Source organism: Haemophilus sp. HMSC071C11 (assembly GCF_001837655.1).
In the GTDB taxonomy this organism is placed as follows: Bacteria; Pseudomonadota; Gammaproteobacteria; order Enterobacterales; family Pasteurellaceae; genus Haemophilus; species Haemophilus influenzae.
The window spans coordinates 46,020-61,827 of record NZ_KV833404.1 but is presented as its reverse complement, the minus strand read 5'-3'; the positions used below and the strand labels follow the sequence as shown (position 1 = coordinate 61,827).

The window sequence follows — 15,808 nt, the reverse complement described above, 5'->3', positions numbered from 1 at the left end:
TAAGATCCCCTATGTTCAATTTTATAAATTGCTCATGGGGGATAAAGAAGGAGCTTGTTTTATGAAAATAGCAAAGTATTTAGACAAAGCATTAGAATATCTTTCTATCTTAGCATTAGTTATTATGATTTCTCTCGTGTTTTTTAATTCTGTCTTGAGGTACTTCTTTGATTCTGGAATTGCATTTTCTGAAGAGTTTTCTAGGATTTGTTTTGTATATATGATTTTCTTTGGGATTATCCTTGTTGCCAAGGATAAAGCTCATCTTACTGTTGATATTATTATTTCTGCGTTACCTGAGCAGTATAGAAAAATAGTCTTAATAGTTGCAAATATATGCGTTCTGATTGCAATGATTTTTATAGCTTATGGTGCATTACAACTGATGTCTTTGACCTATACTCAACAAATGCCAGCTACAGGTATATCTTCATCTTTTTTATATTTAGCTGCTGTTATATCTGCCGTATCTTACTTTTTTATTGTCATGTTTAGCATGATTAAAGATTATAAAGAATCCTCTGATAAATAGGAGCTTATAATGTTACTATTATTTTTGTGTAGTTTATTCTTATTGTTATTTCTTGGTGTACCTGTAGCACTATCAATGCTGTTGAGTGCGAGTATTATGCTATATCATCTTGATATGTTTGATACGCAATTAATTACAGAAAACTTTGTGATGGGAACGAATAATTTTCCTTTGATGGCTATTCCTTTCTTTATGCTTACTGGAGAAATAATGAAGCATGGTGGAATTTCTGAGCGAATCATTAATTTTGCAACAAGTATGGTTGGTCATATTAAAGGTGGTTTAGGTTATGTTGCGATCATTTCTGGGTTGATATTTGCAGGGTTATCTGGTTCTGCGGTAGCGGATACGGCCGCGTTAGGTGCAATACTAATTCCTATGATGATTTCTAAAAAATATGATGGTGCTCGTTCCACAGGATTAATTTGTGCTGCAGGTATTATTTCAGTTGTTATTCCTCCAAGCATTCCTATGATCATTTACGGTATTACTGCTGGAGCATCCATCACTAAATTATTTATGGGGGGAACTGTACCAGGCTTATTAATGGTCGTTGGATTATGGGTTACTTGGAAAATTTTGTATAGAAATAATGATACAAGTCTAGAAAGAAAACAAACTGGCAAAGAAAGATGGGTTGCTTTTAAAAAAGCATTTTGGCCTTTATTATTACCTATCATTATTATTGTGGGATTAAGAGGAGGGATTTTTACTCCAACAGAAGCGGGAGTTGTTGCTGCAATTTATGCTGGCATAGTAAGTATTGCTTATAAAGGCTTAACATTTTCTAAATTAAAAGACGTCTTCATTGGCACCATCAAAACAACATCAATGGTAATGTTTGTTGCTGCATCAGCAATGATATCTGCTTTTGCGATTACAGTTGCTCAAATTCCAACAGAATTAGTCCAAACGATTAAAGGATTAACTGATAGTCCGACAATTTTAATGTTTATTATAATGCTATTTTTATTACTTGTTGGATGTGTAATGGATTTAATTCCTGCGGTATTAATTTTTGTTCCAGTCTTATTACCAGTGTTAAGAGCATATAATATTGATATTGCGTATTTTGGAATCATGATGGTGATTAATTTATCTATAGGATTAATAACACCGCCTGTGGGAACAGTTTTGTATGTAGGCTCAGGGATATCAAAATTAGGGATAGGAGCATTATCCAAAGGAATTGCTCCATTCTTATTTGTGTACGCAATTATTATGATGTTGATCGTATTTTTTCCTGAAATTGTAATTGTTCCAATGAATTGGTTATCTTGATTTATTAGGAAGTTGCATCATGAAAAAAATAGCATTTATCGGCGAGTGTATGATTGAACTCAATGGGAAACCCTTTGCGGAAATGTGGCAAAGTTATGGTGGTGATACCTTAAATTCTGCAACTTATCTTAGTCGAGTAAGTTCATCAAAAGAGATTCAAGTTCATTATGTCTCTGCATTAGGAACTGATAATTTAAGTAAACAAATGCTTAAATATTGGCAAGCTGATGGCATCCAAACAAATTGGGTTTTACAGGATGAACAGCATCAACCAGGTCTTTATCTAATCCAATTAGATGCTCAAGGCGAACGCACGTTCCTTTATTGGCGTAATCAATCTGCAGCACATTATATGGTTCAACATCCGGATTTTGCTAAGGTTATTGCAGAACTTCAGCAAGTTGATGTGATTTATTTAAGTGGTATTTCATTAGCAATCTTACCGAAAAATGACCGCACTTTTTTAATTGAGCAATTATCTTCTTTAGCTAAAAAAGGCGCAGAAATTGTTTTTGATAGTAATTATCGCCCTGCACTTTGGGATTCATTAGAAGAAGCCCAAGATTGTTATTTGCAGCTTTTACCTAGTGTTAATATAGCTTTGGTGACTTTTGATGATGAACAAGCATTATGGAAAGATAAAACATCTAGGGATACTTTAGAACGATTACATAAAATTGGTATACCAAAAGTGATTGTGAAGTGCGGTAAGAATGGTGCTATTTTTTCAGATAGGTATTTATCTCAATATGGGCAAGTGATGACTGAACCTATTTTAAATGTGGTAGATACAACCTCTGCTGGTGATTCTTTTAATGCTGGATTTCTGAACGGTTATTTACGAAATAAACCTCTCGAAACTTGTTGTCAGCAAGGCAATCGTATTGCTGGCATCATCATTCAATATAAAGGTGCGATTATAGATAAAGTCGCAACGTCTCATCTTCAATCTGAATTTAATTAATGGAGTTTACTATGAATATTGCAGCAAACCATAACTTAGAAAATAAACTAATTATAATCACGGGGGCTGGCGGAGTGCTATGTTCATTTCTAGCTAAGCAGTTAGCGTATACTAAAGCTAATATTGCCTTGTTAGATTTGAATTTCGAGGCAGCAGACAAAGCAGCAAAAGAAATTAACCAATCAGGTGGAAAAGCAAAAGCTTATAAAACTAATGTGTTAGAACTTGAAAATATTAAAGAAGTGCGTGATCAAATAGCTATTGATTTTGGCACTTGTGATATTTTAATTAATGGTGCTGGTGGGAATAATCCAAAAGCGACAACAGATAATGAGTTCCATCAATTTGATTTAAATGAAACGACAAGAACATTCTTTGATTTAGATAAATCTGGTATAGAATTTGTATTTAATCTCAATTACTTAGGTTCATTATTACCAACCCAAGTTTTTTCAAAAGATATGCTTGGTAAACAAGGGGCAAATATTATTAATATTTCCAGTATGAATGCCTTTACACCACTTACAAAGATACCTGCTTACTCTGGTGCAAAAGCTGCAATCAGTAATTTTACTCAATGGCTTGCTGTATATTTCTCAAAAGTTGGTATTCGTTGTAATGCTATCGCACCAGGATTTTTAGTTAGTAATCAAAACCGCACTTTATTATTTGATACTGAAGGAAAACCAACAGATAGAGCAAATAAAATCCTCACTAACACACCAATGGGACGTTTTGGTGAGTCAGAAGAATTGCTCGGTGCATTACTTTTCTTAATAGATGAAAATTATTCTGCTTTTGTCAATGGCGTAGTTTTACCTGTTGATGGCGGTTTTTCTGCGTATAGTGGAGTATAGGAGGGCAAAATGAAGCAATTTATGGATGAAAATTTCCTTCTTTCAACGGATACAGCAAAAATTCTCTATCATGATTATGCCAAAAATAAACCTATTTTTGATTATCACTGTCATTTAAATCCAAGAGAAGTGGCGGAAAATCGTCAATTTAATGATTTAGCTGAAATTTGGCTAGAGGGTGATCACTACAAATGGCGAGCTTTGCGTACAGCTGGAGTACCAGAAGAATTGATTACAGGGAAGGCTACTAACTATCAAAAATATTTGGCTTGGGCGAAAACAGTCCCCCTTTGTATTGGTAATCCAATTTATCACTGGACACATTTAGAATTACGCCGTCCTTTTGGTATAACCAATATGTTATTTAATCCGCAAAATGCGGAAAAAATTTGGCATCAATGTAATGAAATGTTGCAACAACCTGAATTTTCTGCGCGAGGCATTATGCAGAAAATGAACGTGAAATTAGTGGGGACAACAGATGATCCCATTGATTCTTTGCAATATCATCAAGCAATCAAGAATGATGAAAGTTTTGATATTGATGTTGTACCAAGTTGGCGACCTGATAAAGTATTCAAAATTGAGTTGCCACAATTTAATGACTACCTTGTACAGTTAAGTGAAATTGCAGATGTAGATATTTATACGTTTGCAGATTTAAAAAAAGCGTTGTTAAAACGTCTCGAATATTTTGATGCTCAAGGTTGTAAATCTGCTGATCATGGTATGGAAATTGTCCGTTTTTCAGCTATTCCAGATGAATCAGTATTGAATAGTATTTTACAAAAACGTTTGCAAAATCAACCGCTCTTGGAAGAAGAAGTTGCTCAATTTAGTACTGCAATTTTAGTCTGGTTGGCTTCGGAATATTGTAAACGTCACTGGGTAATGCAAATGCATATTGGTGCAATACGTAACAATAATAGTCGAATGTTTGCTTTACTCGGTGCAGATAGTGGCTTTGATTCCATTGGTGATCGAACTTATGCATATCCCCTCTCTCGTTTGTTAGATGCAATGGATAAGGAAAATCAACTGCCTAAAACTATTTTATATTGCTTAAATCCTCGAGATAATGAAATGATCGCTAGTATGATCGGAAACTTTCAAGGCGATGGTATTGCAGGGAAAATACAGTTTGGTTCTGGATGGTGGTTTAACGATCAAAAAGACGGAATGGAACGTCAGTTACAACAGCTTTCTCAATTAGGGTTACTCAGTCAATTTGTTGGAATGCTAACTGATTCACGTAGTTTTTTATCTTACACTCGCCATGAGTATTTCCGCCGTATTTTGTGTGAAATGATTGGTGGATGGGTTGAAAAAGGTGAAGCTCCAAATGACATTTCATTACTGGGTAAAATGATTGAAGATATTTGTTTCAACAATGCAAAAAATTATTTTAAATAGGGAAAATTATGTCATACACAACTCAACAAATTATTGAAAAACTTCGTGAACTCAAAATTGTGCCTGTAATTGCGTTGGATAATGCAGACGATATTTTGCCGCTAGCAGATACGTTGGCTAAAAATGGTTTACCTGTGGCAGAGATTACTTTTCGCTCTGAAGCAGCGGCAGATGCGATCCGTTTGTTGCGTGCAAATAGACCTGACTTTTTAATTGCTGCCGGTACAGTTTTAACTGCGGAACAAGTAGTTTTAGCTAAAAGTAGTGGGGCGGATTTTGTGGTAACACCAGGATTTAATCCAAAAATTGTGAAATTATGTCAAGATTTAAATTTTCCAATAACACCAGGGGTGAATAATCCTATGGCAATTGAAATTGCATTAGAAATGGGAATTTCGGCGGTAAAATTTTTCCCTGCAGAGGCTTCAGGCGGAGTGAAAATGATTAAAGCATTGCTCGGTCCTTATGCTCAATTACAGATAATGCCGACTGGTGGTATAGGGCTTCATAACATAAGGGATTATCTTGCTATTCCTAATATTGTTGCTTGTGGAGGCTCTTGGTTTGTGGAGAAAAAATTGATTCAATCCAAAAATTGGGATGAAATTGGACGATTAGTCAGAGAAGTGATTGAGATTATTAAATAAATTTATTTCTTTAAAGTGCAAAGTGCGGTCTATTTAGACCGCGTTTTTTCGATTAAGCCTTTTTCAAAAACTCAGATTTCAACATGATTTTGCCGCAATCGACATTATGATCGCCATTTACTAAGCGGATGTTTTTGAATTTTGTACCTTTTTTCAATACTTCTGATGAACCTTTTAATTTTAAATCTTTAATCAAAAGTACATTGTCGCCTTCTGCAAGCAAATTCCCATTGCTGTCTTTTACGATTAGTTGATCGTCATCTGATTCTTGAATTTCATTATTATCCCATTCATTACCGCAATCAGGGCAAACAAAATTAATTGAATCGTGGTAAACGTATTCACTTTGACATTTTGGGCAATTAGGCATTTGATCCATTGGGTTTTCCTTCTTGATTACATATAATAGGCGCACGAGTATAGCAAAAAGATGTCTTTCGCCAAAGCGTGAAAGTTTTTGATAAATTTTTGAGGAAAATGTATGAAAAAACAAATTCTTGCCTTAGTTTGTGGCGTAATGTTTAGTAGTTCAACTTGGGCACACAATTTGCAATTAGAGCAATCTTTACCAGCAGTGCAAGTAACGGAGTACGGTGAAATTGTGCTTTCAGGAAAAGATACTGCGTTTCAACCTTGGGGTTCTGCGGAATTAGCGGGTAAAGTGCGTGTTGTTCATCATTTAGCGGGTAGAACGGCTGCAAAAGAGAAAAATCAGTCGATGATTGATGCGATAAAAGCATCCCATTTTAATCCTGTAAAATACCAAACAACCACTATTATTAATGCGGATGATGCGATTGTTGGTACAGGTATGTTTGTAAAAAATAGTGCACAAAAAGGCAAACAGGAAAATCCACATAGTCAAGTTGTGTTAGATGATAAAAGTGCGGTAAAAAATGCTTGGGGATTAAATTCTAAAGATAGTGCAATTATCGTGTTAGACAAAACGGGAAAAGTAAAATTTGTGAAAGAAGGAAAATTGTTTGATAGCGATATTCAGACTGTTATTTCACTAGTGAATGGATTGACCAAATAACGTAATACAAAGTAAAAATCCCTAAGCCGTGTGACTTAGGGATTTCTTAATTCTGATGGCGGAGGAATAGGGATTCGAACCCTAGGAGGGCGTAAACCCTCGCCGGTTTTCAAGACCGGTGCCTTCAACCACTCGACCATTCCTCCGTGATTGATGGGCGTAGTATAATGAATATTTTATTGATGTAAATAGAAATTTGATGATTTAACTTTAGATGATGATAATTTATTCATTTTGATGAAATTAATTCCATTAATACCATTGACTTTTTTATCCCTAGCCCTTACTTTACAGAAGACTTTTTATTTATTTTACAAGGAGCTTTTATGCAATCACGTCTTATTGTGGATGCTCAAAAAGAATCGTTACTCAGCACACATAAAGTGTTGCGTAACACGTATTTTTTACTGGGATTAACAATGGCTTTTTCAGCGGTTGTTGCGTTTATTTCAATGAGCTTAAACTTGCCTTATCCAAATATTATTGTGTTACTAGTGGGTTTTTATGGCTTACTTTTCTTAACCAATAAATTAGCTGATCGCCCTGCTGGTATTTTGGCGGCCTTTGCTTTCACTGGATTTATGGGATACACCATCGGGCCAATTTTAAATATGTATGTGGCACGTGGAATGGAAGATTTGATTATGCTTGCATTCGCAGGAACTGCTATCGTATTTTTTGCGTGTTCCGCTTATGTATTGACTACGAAAAAAGATATGTCATTTTTATCAAGCGCAATGTTCGCATTATTTATTGTGTTATTGCTTGGTATGGTGGCGAGTTTCTTCTTCCAAATTCCTGCGTTATCGGTCGCAATTAGTGCATTATTTGTAGTGTTCTCAACAATGACCATTTTGTATGAAACCAGTAATATTATTCACGGTGGAGAAACAAATTACATTCGCGCAACCGTGAACATCTATGTTTCAATCTACAATTTATTCTTGAGTTTATTAAGATTACTTTCTATCTTTTCAAGTGATGAATAATGATTGAATTTTGACTTTATGACCCCACTATTTAGTGGGGTTATTTTTTGGAATAGGCAATGGAAAAACAAATTTTTGAACATTCAGTTAATGTAGAGGAAGAACACTATCAGCCCAAGCAAGAATTCCATAATATGGAAGCAAAGCTAGATGAAGCGTTGGATGGAGAGTTACTTGATGCTCAACTTGAACAAGCATTGAAACCAAAATCCAGTTTTAGAAAAACTTTATTAAAATTTACCGCACTTTTATTTGGCTTGGCGACGGTTGCACAATCCATGCAGTGGATTTGGGATAGCTATCAACAACATCAATGGATTTATCTTGCTTTTGCTTTAGTCAGTTTGATTATCATTTTATTGGGGATTAAAGAGATTATTGGCGAGTGGCGACGTTTAGTTCGTTTAAAAAAACGTGAGCAATGGCAACAACAAAGTCAGCAGATTTGGTTAGAAAGTGCGGTAAAAAATGGCGATGTTTTTTCCGTTCATAACGCAGAAAAAAGTAAAATTCTTTGCTTAGATATTGCAGAATCTTTAGGTTTGGAAAATGATTCTCCAGCGGTAATTCAATGGCAACACCAATTAAATGAAGCTTATTCGGCGCAAGAAATTGCTCATTTATTCAGTCGTCATGTTTTGTCTTCTTTTGATGCACAAGCTAAAAAATTGATTAGTAAAATGGCAGCTGAATCAGCTGTGATTGTCGCGATTAGTCCACTTGCTGTAGTGGATATGTTTTTTATCGCGTGGCGCAATCTTCGATTAATGAATAAGATTGCTGAAATTTATGGGATTGAATTAGGGTATTTTTCACGTATTAGATTGTTAAGAATGGTATTGGTCAATATCGCTTTTGCTGGAGCAACCGAAGTGGCACAAGATATTGGAATGGATTGGCTTTCTCAAGATGTGACAGCAAAATTATCTACACGTATCGCTCAAGGAATTGGTGTGGGATTACTCACTGCTAGATTAGGCGTGAAAGCAATGGAACTTTGTCGTCCGTTAGCATTTCAATTAAACGAAAAACCAAAACTCTCACATATTCAACAGGAATTACTTAGTTCGGTAAAAGATATTGTTCTCGGTAAAAATAAAATTTACAAAAAGGAGCAAATCTGATGGAAATCGAGGTTGTTTATCAACATAGCGATTTTATTATTATCAACAAGTCTGAGGGTATTAGCGTTCATAAAGATCAAGAAGAGCAAGGCTTAACAGAACTTGTTGCAAAACAACTGAATGTGCCTAAAGTATGGTTGGTTCATCGCTTAGATAAAGTAACTTCAGGTTTGTTAATTCTGGCGTTAAATGCTGAAAGTGCGGCTGAATTTTCACGACTTTTTTCTGAACATAAAATACATAAAACGTATCTGGCATTAAGTAACCAAAAGCCTAAAAAGAAACAAGGTTTGATTATCGGGGATATGAAGAAATCCCGAGAGGGTGCATGGAAACTTTGTCAAACCAAAGAAAATCCAGCAATTACACGTTTTGCAAGTGTAAGCTGTGAACCTAATTTACGTTTATTTATTTTAAAACCACAAACGGGGAAAACGCATCAATTACGTGTTGCGATGAAAAGTTTAGGTAGCCCGATTTTAGGCGATGGGCTTTATGGTAAAAACACAGAAAAAATTGACCGCACTTATTTGCACGCTACTCAATTGGAATTTGATTATCTAAATGATTTTATTTCGGTCACTTGTTTACCTTCTCAAGGTCAATTTTGGATTAAGCCTACAGTATTTGAGCAAATTCAGGTTTATCTGACAAAGCCGTTTTTATCAAAATAGAAATCTCTGTATAATAAAGCCAATTTCACTCTTTAATAGGAACAAAAATGAAATTTATTTCTTTCAATATAAATGGGTTACGTGCTCGCCCACATCAACTTGAAGCCATTATTGAAAAATATCAGCCAGATGTGATTGGCTTACAGGAAATTAAAGTTGCTGACGAGGCTTTTCCCTATGAAATTACAGAAAACTTAGGTTATCACGTATTTCATCATGGTCAGAAAGGTCATTATGGAGTAGCATTATTGACTAAACAAGAACCTAAAGTGATTCGTCGTGGTTTTCCAACTGACAATGAAGATGCACAAAAACGCATTATTATGGCTGATCTGGAAACTGAATTTGGTTTATTGACCGTCATTAATGGCTATTTCCCACAGGGGGAAAGCCGTGCGCACGAGACTAAATTTCCAGCTAAAGAGAAATTTTATGCAGATCTTCAACAGTATTTAGAAAAAGAACACGACAGATCTAATCCGATTTTAATTATGGGCGATATGAATATTAGCCCAAGTGATTTAGATATTGGTATCGGAGATGAAAATCGTAAACGTTGGTTACGCACAGGTAAATGTTCTTTCTTACCTGAAGAAAGAGCGTGGTATCAACGTTTGTATGATTATGGATTAGAAGATAGTTTTCGTAAGCTGAACCCAACAGCAAATGATAAATTCTCGTGGTTTGATTACCGTTCTAAAGGTTTTGATGATAATCGAGGTTTACGAATTGATCATATTTTGATAAGCCAAAAATTAGCTGAACGATGTGTCGATGTGGGCATTGCATTAGATATTCGAGCAATGGAAAAACCGTCTGATCACGCACCGATTTGGGCTGAATTTAAATAGGAAAGCGAAATGGATATGGCAAATTGGCAGAATTATCGTTCTACTGTGAATGGTATGCCTGCCGTGTTTACCGCAAATATTGAAGATGTTGAAAAATATCACGGTAAAGGTCTCGATAAAATAGTGCAGTTTACTATTGATTATCAGGCTGATGATGAAACGGGTTTACCCTCAGAAGTTGAATACGATAAGTTAATTAACCGTGTATTTAAAATTTTGACACAACTAACCGCACTTCCAAATGTATTTTTTGCGGGGCATTTTATTTGTAATTCTCAAATAAAAATACATTTTTATTGTAAGCACGAAAATCTTATTGTAGAAACTTTACAGCAAATTGATTTTGTTAAAGATATTAATGTGCAAAAGGATTTAATTTGGGATACTTATTTTGACTTTTTGCTCGCTTCTCCATTGGAGATTAAGTTAAATGCAACGGAAGAATTGCTTGATTTATTAAAAAGTAAAGGTCGTAATTTAAGTGATACCTATTTAGTAGAGCATAGTTTTCATTTTGATGAAGAGCAGAAAATGTTCCCTTTTATGGATGAGCTTAGTTTAGGGGATTATTCTTTCACGACATTACAATATTCTGCACAAGCGATTCAGTTTAATGAAGATGACGAACCTTATTTCTTGGTAAAATTAGAGCAAGAAATTTCATTAGAAAATAGCGAAATTTTTGAACAAGTAGAACGTTTTGAAAAATTGGCTGAACAATTTTCGGGAGAGTATATCGGTTGGGAATGTGATTCTTTACTGGATAGCAATAAGCCATTGAATTAGGTGTTTGAAACATTCATAAATCATAAAAAAGAGAGAGTTATCTCTCTTTTTTAATGTAATTTAACTTTTCTGCGTATTTTGCGCATTAATAAAAATACCCACGGCCATAGTAAACCAGAAGCGAATGCGCCTAAGATGGCTTGCCAATGAAAAAAGGCAGTATGGAGTGAAAATTCAACTAAGAAAATAAGTAATCTTATAATGAAGACGAAAAGTACAACCAATAAACTTTGGAACCAAAGTGATAAATTTCGCAGAATTAAATAGTTTTTGGCAATGATGTACATGCTCGTAGAAAGTACGAGAGCGTGAACGCCTAATGTAGAGCCTAATATTAAATCCCAAGTTAATCCGAGTAAAAATGACCAGCCTATACTTACTTTATTGGGAATAGCTAATACCCAATAAAGTAATACAAGTACAAGCCACGCAGGCTTTAGCATTTGGAAACCAACTGGCCAAGGTGCAAGTTCTAATACAAAGGCAATAACAAAGAAGCTTAAAATAGTGAACCATTGTAAAATAAATCGTGTTTGCATTAGTCTTCTATCCTTTCTTCTTGCTGTTCTATGGGAAGATCTTCTTCATTTTGAAGAAAATCTGTTGGAATATCTGGTTCAATAATGGTTTTTTCTTCATTTTCTAGAAAGTCTTTTTCTGTTAAGGGTGTTTTTTTCACTCTATAATTTGCTTCATTAGCTTGGCTTTCTAAACGTTTTTGTACCAGATTGCGAACTTCTTCTGGCGACATTGATTTTACTTTTGATATATCTAGGTTACTTGGCCAAAGTAAAAGTACATAACGTAAACGTTCTAATAAAGCTAAAGGTTTAGCTTTAACTATTGCAAAGTAATTAGAGCTATCACGCGAAACGCTTTGTACAACAGCTACGGGATAGCCTTCAAGAAAACGTCCACCAAGCCCAGAGGTTACGAGAAGATCGCCTTTTTCTATATCAACGGAACGAGGCACGTTATCGAGGCTTAGTTCATCGGTATGCCCAGTCCCACTCGCAATAACACGAACATCATTGCGTAGAACTTGCACTGGAATTGAGTGTGTTACGTCTGTGAGTAGCAGTACTCGGCTAGTATTTTCGCCCACGGAAATAATTTGTCCAATGACGCCTTTTTCATCAATGACAGGCTGACCTACATAAGCACCGTCTTTTTTGCCTTGATTAATAACAATTTGTTGGCGATAAATATCTGTTTCTGCAGTAAGAACTTCGGCAATTTTTTTGTATTCATCGGTTCTTAACGGAGAATTTAATAAAAGACGTAATCGCTGATTTTCAACTTTGAGTTGATCAAGTAAAAGTAAATCTGCATTTTTTTCCAAAAGCTGTTGGCGTAGTACTTTGTTTTCAATTTGTAATTTATTGGTATCAACAAGATTTTCTGAAATGCCATCTAAGATGCTTCTAGGGCTATTTGCAAGATAATATAAACCGCCTATTGCTGTTTCCATTGCACTACGTGCTTTCGTTATTGAGCTATTACGTCCATCAGCTAAAATTAAGGCAATAGATGCAAAGATAGCGATAAGCAGACGAATACCTAGGGGAGGGGCTTTGCCGAAAATGGGTTTCATTAAACTTTCTCTTGTTGAATGAAAAAAATGAAAGGAAAAGTGCGGTTATTTTTAACCGCACTTTTTGTTCATATTCTAATTAAATTTCATCACTAAAAATATCGCCGCCGTGCATATCGATCATTTCTAATGCTTCGCCACCACCACGAGCAACACAGGTTAATGGATCTTCTGCGATGATAACAGGGACACCAGATTCTTTAGAAAGTAAAATATCAATATTACGTAATAAAGCACCGCCACCAGTTAATACCATACCACGTTCGAAAATGTCTGCTGCGTGTTCTGGTTGGCATTCTTCAAGTGCGGTTCGAACCGCTGCTACAATACCGTTTAATGGTTGTTGAATGGCTTCTAGGACATCACGTGATGTTAAAGTAAATGAACGTGGCGCACCTTCGGCTAAATTATGTCCGTGTACTTCCATTTCTTTAATTTCGTCACCTTCTTGAATATAAGCAGAACCAATTTCTTGTTTGATGCGTTCGGCGGTAGGTTCTCCGATAACCGAGCCAAAAGTGCGGCGAACATAAGAAATAATCGCCTCGTCGAAACGGTCACCACCGATACGCACGGAAGAAGAATATACGATACCATTTAAGGAAATTACAGCCACTTCTGTCGTACCACCACCGATATCAATTACCATAGAACCAACTGCAGTAGAAACGGGTAATTTAGCCCCAATTGCAGCTGCCATTGGTTCTTCAATTAAATATACTTCACGCGCACCAGCACCGATTGCTGATTCTTTAATTGCGCGGCGTTCTACTTGTGTTGCACCAGCTGGCACACATACTAATACACGCGGGCTTGGACGCATAAAATTACCGCTATGAACTTGTTTGATAAAGTATTGCAACATTTTTTCTGTCACAAAAAAGTCTGCAATAACGCCATCTTTCATCGGACGAATTGCTACAATACTTTTGGGAGTACGACCTAACATTAATTTAGCTTCTTTACCCACAGCTGCAATGCTTTTTAATGTGCCTACGCGATCTTGACGAATCGCAACAACAGAGGGTTCATCAAGTACAATACCTTGTCTTTTGACATAAATTAAAGTATTAGCTGTGCCTAAATCAATAGAAAGATCGTTTGAAAACAACCCACGAATTTTTTTAAATAACATAATTATACCGTTTAAAATGAAAGTTAGTTTTGTTTGACAAAAAATAGAAAATGACTTTGTCAAACATACAAAAAATTGCACTAAATGTATCAAAAAAAGCGTTGCGATTACAGTGTTTTTTAGCGTTTTTTATAGCACTTGCCATTGCCCTTTGTCTTGCAGAATTAACTGTTGTTGATGTAAGGTTTTAAGGGTTGAACGGTGTCCCACACTGATGATTGTCGTTTGTGGTAGTTCTTGTTGTAACAATTGATACATCGAAAATTCTAAACCTTCATCCATACTAGCTGTGGCTTCATCTAAAAATGCCACCGCTGGTTTGTGTAGAATTAATCGTGCAAACGCCAAACGCTGTTGTTCGCCAAGAGAAAGAATACGCGTCCAGTCTTGTTCTTTTTCTAATTGTTCAGCCAAATGTCCTAATTGTACTTTATTTAATATTTCTACAGCTTGTGTATGTGAAATATTGTCAGCGTTATTTGGATAAGCTAATGCTGACATTAAATTTCCTTGTGGCACATACGGCTTTTGTGACAAGAAAAGCTGATTGTGCGTAGGGCAATTTATTTCCCCCTCGGCATAGCTCCAAAGCCCCGCAATGGTGCGTAAAAGCGTGGTTTTTCCTGCTCCAGATTTTCCTTGAATAAGCAAACTTGTTCCTTGCGGTAAGGTAATGTTTAGATGTTTAATTAGTGTATGACCTAATGGATTTTGAATACTTAAATTTTTGAAAATCACATCTGTTGGATGATTGTGGATCTGTGTTTGTGATTTATTATTTGCTTTTTCAATGGCATAACAGAACCCAGTTAAACGATCTAGCGTTGCTTTATAGCTTGCAAAATTATCATAAGTATTGCGGAAGAAGGAAAGATTTGCGTGTAACTGACCAAATACTTGTAAGGTTTGCATTAGATCGCCAAGTTTTATTTGTTTTTCAAAGTAACGTCCAACTTGAATTAACAATGGAAAAACCACGGAAATTTGGCTTACGACTAAGTTAAATCCTGAAAATTTTAGTGTTCTAAATACAATAATCCACATATTATGAATGACGGCATTGAACTGCTGATAAAGCTGATTTTTTTCGACTTTTTCGCCCGCATAAAAAGCAATGCTTTCGGCATATTCTTTTATTCGAATTAAAGAATAACGATAGTTTGCGTTTAGGAGTTCATTAATAAAATTCAAGGATATTAATGGACGACCGAGCCAAAATGCGATGAGGGTTGTGAAGATGACATAACCAAACACTAAAAATACCATCATATGCGGAATTTCCACGCCAAGTACCATCATTGGACCTGCTAATCCCCATAATAAAATCGTATAAGAGATCATAGAGGTTACCGCATCAATGACACCAGTGCTTAAAGAAAGCGTGGTTTTTACATAAGATTGCACATCTTGTTGAATACGTTGATCGGGGTTATCAAGATTTTCTGATAAATATTGTGTTTTGTAATAGGCACGATGTGCCATCCATTTATCAACAAGCTGTTCGTTAAGCCATTCAATCCAGTTGATGACGAAACGTTGCTCTAAATAATAGCTTACTAATGCTGCTGAAACAGAACTTGCGGCAATGACACAGAACAAGCCCATTTGTTGCCAAAATACATGTTCATTAAATTCTTGCAATGATGTGTACATATTTTTGTACCACTCAGAATGTACAAGGCTGATACGTACGCTAAGTAGCGTCATTGCAACAATAAGTAGAAAGAATAAGATAGGTTTAATGCTACGTTTAGGCGAAAGATAACCACCTGCAAACATCCAAAATTGTCTTCCCCATTGAGTAAAACGCACCAAAAGAAAAATGCCAAAACTAAAGACGACTGAGGTGATGGCTAGCGTTTGTAAAATCCAAATAAGAGAAGTAATGGCTTCTTGGCTGTAATCCATAAATATTCCATCCGAGA

At 35.7% G+C, this 15,808-nt stretch carries 17 protein-coding genes and 1 tRNA gene; 12 read left to right on the top strand and 6 right to left on the bottom strand.

Translation table 11 applies throughout. The features are described from left to right. The first annotated feature begins 34 nt into the window (after nucleotides 1–34). Genes HMPREF2644_RS02650 through HMPREF2644_RS02625 form a run of 6 tightly spaced genes read left to right on the top strand, consistent with a single transcriptional unit; the run spans nucleotide 35 to nucleotide 5,694 of the window. Entirely contained in the window at nucleotides 35–532 is a 498-nt protein-coding gene (locus HMPREF2644_RS02650; RefSeq protein WP_005693871.1) for a TRAP transporter small permease, read from the top strand. A 9-nt stretch (nucleotides 533–541) separates the two neighbouring features. Beyond that, a complete protein-coding gene (locus tag HMPREF2644_RS02645; protein ID WP_005668000.1) occupies nucleotides 542–1,813 on the top strand; it encodes a TRAP transporter large permease in 1,272 nt (423 codons plus the stop codon). Nucleotides 1,814–1,832: 19 nt separating this feature from the next. Then, nucleotides 1,833–2,777, top strand: coding sequence for a sugar kinase (locus tag HMPREF2644_RS02640; RefSeq protein ID WP_038440964.1), 945 nt, complete (start codon nucleotides 1,833–1,835; stop codon nucleotides 2,775–2,777). A gap of 11 nt (nucleotides 2,778–2,788) precedes the next feature. Continuing rightward, complete coding sequence (locus tag HMPREF2644_RS02635; RefSeq protein WP_038440966.1) at nucleotides 2,789–3,634, top strand: SDR family oxidoreductase; 846 nt, start codon at nucleotides 2,789–2,791, stop codon at nucleotides 3,632–3,634. A 9-nt stretch (nucleotides 3,635–3,643) separates the two neighbouring features. Beyond that, on the top strand, nucleotides 3,644–5,047 hold the full coding sequence (gene uxaC, locus HMPREF2644_RS02630) for a glucuronate isomerase (protein ID WP_011271795.1): 1,404 nt from the start codon (nucleotides 3,644–3,646) through the stop codon (nucleotides 5,045–5,047). 8 nt (nucleotides 5,048–5,055) lie between these two features. Further along, nucleotides 5,056–5,694, top strand: a complete 639-nt coding sequence (locus tag HMPREF2644_RS02625) for a bifunctional 4-hydroxy-2-oxoglutarate aldolase/2-dehydro-3-deoxy-phosphogluconate aldolase (protein ID WP_011271794.1) — start codon at nucleotides 5,056–5,058, stop codon at nucleotides 5,692–5,694. Between the two features lie 52 nt (nucleotides 5,695–5,746). Here HMPREF2644_RS02625 and HMPREF2644_RS02620 read toward each other — a convergent pair whose 3' ends face one another. Continuing rightward, nucleotides 5,747–6,073: a zinc ribbon domain-containing protein YjdM gene (locus tag HMPREF2644_RS02620; RefSeq protein ID WP_010868923.1), complete on the bottom strand. Its 327-nt coding sequence runs from the start codon at nucleotides 6,071–6,073 to the stop codon at nucleotides 5,747–5,749. 102 nt (nucleotides 6,074–6,175) lie between these two features. On the opposite strand from HMPREF2644_RS02620, the gene HMPREF2644_RS02615 reads away from it, so the two are divergent. After that, the gene (locus tag HMPREF2644_RS02615; protein WP_005687488.1) at nucleotides 6,176–6,730 is read left to right on the top strand and encodes a YtfJ family protein; all 555 of its coding nucleotides are present in this window, start codon (nucleotides 6,176–6,178) and stop codon (nucleotides 6,728–6,730) included. A gap of 56 nt (nucleotides 6,731–6,786) precedes the next feature. Here the strand turns inward: HMPREF2644_RS02615 and HMPREF2644_RS02610 are convergent. Continuing rightward, nucleotides 6,787–6,876, bottom strand: a tRNA-Ser gene (locus tag HMPREF2644_RS02610). A 180-nt stretch (nucleotides 6,877–7,056) separates the two neighbouring features. On the opposite strand from HMPREF2644_RS02610, the gene HMPREF2644_RS02605 reads away from it, so the two are divergent. The 5 genes from HMPREF2644_RS02605 to HMPREF2644_RS02585 are packed head-to-tail and all read left to right on the top strand — an operon-like array spanning nucleotide 7,057 to nucleotide 11,154. Beyond that, entirely contained in the window at nucleotides 7,057–7,719 is a 663-nt protein-coding gene (locus HMPREF2644_RS02605) for a Bax inhibitor-1/YccA family membrane protein (RefSeq protein WP_005649826.1), read from the top strand. 59 nt (nucleotides 7,720–7,778) lie between these two features. Then, the gene (locus HMPREF2644_RS02600) at nucleotides 7,779–8,843 is read left to right on the top strand and encodes a YcjF family protein (RefSeq protein WP_011271793.1); all 1,065 of its coding nucleotides are present in this window, start codon (nucleotides 7,779–7,781) and stop codon (nucleotides 8,841–8,843) included. Continuing rightward, the gene (locus HMPREF2644_RS02595; protein WP_011271792.1) at nucleotides 8,843–9,517 is read left to right on the top strand and encodes a TIGR01621 family pseudouridine synthase; all 675 of its coding nucleotides are present in this window, start codon (nucleotides 8,843–8,845) and stop codon (nucleotides 9,515–9,517) included. Before HMPREF2644_RS02600 ends, HMPREF2644_RS02595 begins: the two co-directional genes overlap by 1 nt. Before the next feature lie 47 nt (nucleotides 9,518–9,564). Further along, nucleotides 9,565–10,368 (top strand): exodeoxyribonuclease III, encoded by an 804-nt coding sequence (xthA, locus tag HMPREF2644_RS02590; RefSeq protein ID WP_011271791.1) that lies wholly within the window; start codon nucleotides 9,565–9,567, stop codon nucleotides 10,366–10,368. A gap of 9 nt (nucleotides 10,369–10,377) precedes the next feature. Beyond that, nucleotides 10,378–11,154, top strand: coding sequence for a TIGR01619 family protein (locus HMPREF2644_RS02585; protein WP_005657798.1), 777 nt, complete (start codon nucleotides 10,378–10,380; stop codon nucleotides 11,152–11,154). A gap of 50 nt (nucleotides 11,155–11,204) precedes the next feature. Here HMPREF2644_RS02585 and mreD read toward each other — a convergent pair whose 3' ends face one another. The 4 genes from mreD to HMPREF2644_RS02565 all read right to left on the bottom strand — a co-directional run bounded on the left by mreD (nucleotide 11,205) and on the right by HMPREF2644_RS02565 (nucleotide 15,791). Beyond that, nucleotides 11,205–11,693, bottom strand: coding sequence for a rod shape-determining protein MreD (gene mreD, locus HMPREF2644_RS02580; RefSeq protein ID WP_005657800.1), 489 nt, complete (start codon nucleotides 11,691–11,693; stop codon nucleotides 11,205–11,207). Further along, nucleotides 11,693–12,748: a rod shape-determining protein MreC gene (gene mreC, locus HMPREF2644_RS02575; protein WP_005657802.1), complete on the bottom strand. Its 1,056-nt coding sequence runs from the start codon at nucleotides 12,746–12,748 to the stop codon at nucleotides 11,693–11,695. The genes mreD and mreC overlap by 1 nt, the downstream gene beginning before the upstream one ends. 79 nt (nucleotides 12,749–12,827) lie before the next feature. Beyond that, entirely contained in the window at nucleotides 12,828–13,883 is a 1,056-nt protein-coding gene (locus HMPREF2644_RS02570; RefSeq protein WP_005657804.1) for a rod shape-determining protein, read from the bottom strand. Between the two features lie 129 nt (nucleotides 13,884–14,012). Continuing rightward, nucleotides 14,013–15,791, bottom strand: coding sequence for an ABC transporter ATP-binding protein/permease (locus tag HMPREF2644_RS02565; protein ID WP_011271790.1), 1,779 nt, complete (start codon nucleotides 15,789–15,791; stop codon nucleotides 14,013–14,015). Between the last annotated feature and the right edge of the window lie 17 nt (nucleotides 15,792–15,808).